Raw genomic sequence first — 4083 nt, 5'->3', positions numbered from 1 at the left:
GAGATCACGCGCAGCGAATGGCTTGCCGAAGAAACAAACCGGTCAATTGATTGTTAGAGCCGATCAAGTGCTCAATCTTGCGTATATGCTGCTGTCTGCAAAATCAGGACAAGTACTCCCCAAACGTTCGAGACAGTAGAAATGATCTCCGATCCAGGAACACCAACGCTTGATCAACTGAAAGTATTTCTGACGGTTGTAGAAGTGGGCAGTTTTGCCGCTGCGGCCAGAAAACTGCATCGCGCGACATCGGTGGTGAGTTACTCCATTTCCAATCTGGAGATGCAGCTCGGGGTTTCACTGTTTGACCGCAAAACCACGCGCAAACCGCAACTGACGGAGGCAGGTCGAACCGTCCTGGCTGAAGCACGCACTATTACCAACGGCGTAAATGGGCTGCGCGCAAAAGTCTCCGGTTTGCTGCATGGGCTTGAAGCAGAAGTTCACCTCGCGCTCGATGTAATGCTCCCTGCCGAGCGAGTAGTCGATGCGTTGAGGACCTTTAGGGAAGAATTTCCCACAGTCACTCTGCACTTGCACATGGAAGCCTTGGGGGCAGTGACCCAACTGGTGATGGAGAAGAAAGCTGGAGTCGGCATCAGCGGTCCGCTGGACATTGGCTTGGACGGCATCGAGCGCATCGGCGTGGGCAGTGTTCAATTGATACCGGTCGCCGCGCCTGCACACCCGCTTGCAACCGAGTGTTCCAAATCCCCTGGCGCTGCCAGAGAGTTTGTTCAATTGGTGCTATCGGATCGTTCAACGCTTACGGGTGACAAGGACTTTGCCGTCGTGAGCACTCGCACTTGGCGACTGGCGGATCTGGGCGCCAAACACATGCTTCTCAAAGAGGGCATCGGATGGGGGAATATGCCGATGCCCATGGTTCAGTCTGACCTGGACGAAGGACGCCTGGTCGAACTGGATATGCCCGACTGTAAAGGCGGCACCTACGCCTTCGATGCGATTTATCGAACCGACTCGCCGCCCGGTCCGGCTGGGCAGTGGCTGATCAAGCGGTTCGGCGAACAGCTTTTGCCGACGTAATCAATCTAGGAAAAAGAGCAAAAATCCGACAGCTTGAGCAAGGCTGCCGGAGAGGTGCATGTCAAAAAGCAGGAAAGTTGAGTTGTCGAAAGCGACTGACAACAACTGTTTATCCTCTTTTGATCCCCGGAGGCGCCATGACCGCATTTCGAAAATCCGACTTCCCTTTGAGCGAGGTTCGCCAGCATCTGGAAACCGGCCCCATCGTCCTGGTGACCTCCGCCTGGCAAGGTGAAACCAACATAATGACCATGGGTTGGCACATGATGATGCAGTTCTCCCCCGCCCTGTTCGGCTGCTACATCTGGAGTGCAAACCACAGCTACGAGCTGATCCACAACAGCCAGCAGTGCGTCATCAACGTGCCCACCGTCGAATTGGTGGACCAGGTTGTTGCCGTCGGCAACAGCAGCGGTGGCGCCATCGACAAGTTTGCCCAATTTGACCTCACAGCCGCCCCCGCAGAACGGGTAAAGGCCCCGTTGATCAAAGAGTGCTACGCCAATTTCGAGTGCAAGCTGTTCGACTCCAATCTTATCGGCGAGTACGGTCTGTTCGTGTGGGAAGTGGTCAAGGCGCATGTGGCTACGTCGGTGAAAAATCCCAAAACCCTGCATTACCGCGGGCAGGGGAAATTTATGGTGGCGGGCGAAACCCTGGAATTGCGCGATCAATTCCGCCCACAGAATCTGTAATACGACACTAATAAAAAAGCCGGAATGTTCATTCCGGCTTATGCGTCAGCGCTCGGGATATAACACCATGCCCGCGTGGTACAGCACGTTATCTCGAAACTCTCCGTCTGCGGTGAAGCCAGTATCGTCCACATACTCGATGTGGTCGCCTTCCAGCCAGTAGTGCCCTTGATAAGCGCTTTTTTGCCGGCCGCGAGCCTCGTCATATCGCCCTCTTGGCAGCAACTCATGGCGAATATGACCGTCGGCTGTCACCCACATGCCAACGTACTTGCCCTGATCGTCGGCTGGATTTGCCGTGGCGTGTTCTTGCGCATCAGGGGTTACGCGAATTTCGACATCGGACATTTTAGAATTCCTGTTTTCAGATCAGAGTTTCCTGCCGTTCAGCAGGACTTGAAGCAAGAGTAAAAAGTCGCGACGCGGTGCCGTTATGCAATTCCTGCGCAGGTTTTGCCCAATGCTCCAGGCGCTCGCAAAAACGTCGAGGCGGGGGACTAAGCGAACTTCTGCAAAGGAGAGAAGGCCCGCGCATCTTTCAGCGCCCGTGCCCACCAGGCCAGCTGGATCAACAACTGCGCCATCGAAACCCGTGCTTGCGCAAAGTGCTCCAGTCCGAGGCCTTGTTCGAGACGCTCGGCAATCTCAGCGAACTTCACATAGCCACCAACAGGCATCGCCTGCAGCTTCAACAACTCGCATCCAAGCTCGTCGACCTCATCCTCCCCGCCCGTCGTGGTGCCATACCCAACAAATGAACAAGGTCGTCCCTGGAGGTGTTCAGGCCAGCGCGCCATCAAGACTTTCAATCCATGCTGGTAACCAAGGTGACGTGCGGGCACCAAGACGATATAGGCATCTGCTGCCGCTAGAGCTCTCAAGCACACTCGACGACCGGGCTGTTCCGAAAAATCGTCTATAAATCTCAGGTCAAACGGCTCTACCACGCTCAACGCAAATTCGCTGCGGTCTTGCACCACGGCGGTAATCCATTGCACCAACGCCGTGTCTACGCCGTTGGACTGGTTGCTGTTATGGATCAGTACTAATTGCAGTGTATGAGTCATTTCAGCCTCCGAGCAGCTATCAACATGGCAATGTTCTACGGTTAGAGAAAACAACGTGACAGCAAGAGCGCGATGGTTGGAAGTGGCCACTTCTTTGCTTTCAAAGTCGGCAACCGTTCCATATCGCGTTGGCAAAATATTAGGCGCGCGAAATGGTAGATAAACAGCCCGTGCCCAGGCACACGATTTATGACGTGAGTTCACATGCGACGACTGGATATCAATTGCTTCGCCGAGATGAGCGTGTTCGTTAAAGTGGTGGAACGCGGAGGTTATTCAGCGGCCGCAAGAGCTTGCGCGATAACCCCCTCTGCCGTGAGCAAGCTCATGACGCGCCTGGAAAGCCGTCTTGGCGCACGTTTGCTGAACAGGTCCACGCGCAAGCAACTGCTGACGCCAGAAGGAATGGCTTTTTACGAACGCAGCGTTGCCATACTGGCCGATCTTGACGAAGCGGAACGCGAAGCATCTTCCAGTTCTGCACCGCAGGGCGTGGTCAGAATCAGCTGTAATGTGGGTATCGGCCGCCAGCTTTTTCTTCCCATCATCAACTTGTTCATGAATCAACATCCTGGGGTCAGCGTCGAACTTTTCCTCACCGATGAGGTGGTCGATCTCATCGAAGCACGTGCGGATATCGCCATACGCACCGGAGCGCTCAAGAACTCCAACCTTGTGGCGAAACGACTCGGGCAATCCAGAGGGCTGATCGTAGGATCTCCTGACTACCTGGCGGCCAAGGGCACTCCGCTGGTGCCTCAAGACCTTGCCGATCACAACTGTCTGGGTTTCACCTTTTCGCCTCCCGCCATGGAGTGGGCCTTGCTCGACGAGAGCGGCGAGCAACGTATGTACCCGGTAAAAGGCAATCTGCGCGTCAGCGATGGCGACGCCTTGCGTGAGTTGACGGTGCTGGGCGCAGGGCTAGCCAAGCTGGGGTTCTGCCAGGTTGCAGATGACCTGGCTGCCGGAAGGTTGGTTTGCGTCCTGCAACCATTCGTGCCTGCAAGCGTCACGGAGATTCATGCGATTTACGTCGGCCAAGGCGGACATCTGCCCGCACGCGTGAGAGCCCTGATGGATTTCCTCGCCGCCCATTTGCATGTTCATTGAACCGCAACGCGGGCAAAGGGCCGTTCCTTCAATGCATAGGCCAGCACAAGAGCCGCGGGCAAAGCAGCGCCCAGTAGGCACAGCCCTTCCCAGCCGACATACCGAATACCGAAACTTGCAACTGCGGAGCCAATAGCGCCGCCAACAAAGTTGATACTGAT

General features: G+C 55.4%; 5 protein-coding genes. 3 read left to right on the top strand and 2 right to left on the bottom strand.

From position 1 onward, the window contains the following. Window positions 1–141 precede the first annotated feature (141 nt). Both OQK_RS22490 and OQK_RS22485 read left to right on the top strand, forming a co-directional pair. Entirely contained in the window at window positions 142–1047 is a 906-nt protein-coding gene (locus OQK_RS22490) for a LysR family transcriptional regulator (protein ID WP_016774395.1), read from the top strand. 137 nt (window positions 1048–1184) lie between these two features. Beyond that, on the top strand, window positions 1185–1742 hold the full coding sequence (locus OQK_RS22485; protein WP_016774393.1) for a flavin reductase family protein: 558 nt from the start codon (window positions 1185–1187) through the stop codon (window positions 1740–1742). A gap of 45 nt (window positions 1743–1787) precedes the next feature. On the opposite strand, the gene OQK_RS22480 is transcribed toward OQK_RS22485, so the two are convergent. After that, window positions 1788–2003 carry an Atu4866 domain-containing protein gene (locus OQK_RS22480; RefSeq protein ID WP_050977888.1) on the bottom strand — a complete coding sequence of 72 codons (216 nt, stop codon included), beginning with the start codon at window positions 2001–2003 and terminating at the stop codon, window positions 1788–1790. Window positions 2004–2239: 236 nt separating this feature from the next. Further along, window positions 2240–2809 carry an NAD(P)H-dependent oxidoreductase gene (locus tag OQK_RS28905; protein WP_016774391.1) on the bottom strand — a complete coding sequence of 190 codons (570 nt, stop codon included), beginning with the start codon at window positions 2807–2809 and terminating at the stop codon, window positions 2240–2242. A 204-nt stretch (window positions 2810–3013) separates the two neighbouring features. Here OQK_RS28905 and OQK_RS22470 point away from each other — a divergent pair, with 204 nt between their 5' ends. After that, window positions 3014–3922: a LysR family transcriptional regulator gene (locus tag OQK_RS22470; protein WP_016774390.1), complete on the top strand. Its 909-nt coding sequence runs from the start codon at window positions 3014–3016 to the stop codon at window positions 3920–3922. Window positions 3923–4083: the final 161 nt, after the last annotated feature.

The organism is Pseudomonas sp. R62 (genome assembly GCF_000257605.1).
In the GTDB taxonomy this organism is placed as follows: domain Bacteria; phylum Pseudomonadota; class Gammaproteobacteria; order Pseudomonadales; family Pseudomonadaceae; genus Aquipseudomonas; species Aquipseudomonas atacamensis.
This window is presented reverse-complemented; position numbering and strand designations above follow the sequence as displayed.

Coding starts and splice junctions, on each gene's coding strand:
- OQK_RS22490 (WP_016774395.1), top strand. CDS start 142: ATGATCTCCGATCCAGGAACACCAACGCTTGATCAACTGAAAGTATTT.
- OQK_RS22485 (WP_016774393.1), top strand. CDS start 1,185: ATGACCGCATTTCGAAAATCCGACTTCCCTTTGAGCGAGGTTCGCCAG.
- OQK_RS22480 (WP_050977888.1), bottom strand. CDS start 2,003: ATGTGGGTGACAGCCGACGGTCATATTCGCCATGAGTTGCTGCCAAGA.
- OQK_RS28905 (WP_016774391.1), bottom strand. CDS start 2,809: ATGACTCATACACTGCAATTAGTACTGATCCATAACAGCAACCAGTCC.
- OQK_RS22470 (WP_016774390.1), top strand. CDS start 3,014: ATGCGACGACTGGATATCAATTGCTTCGCCGAGATGAGCGTGTTCGTT.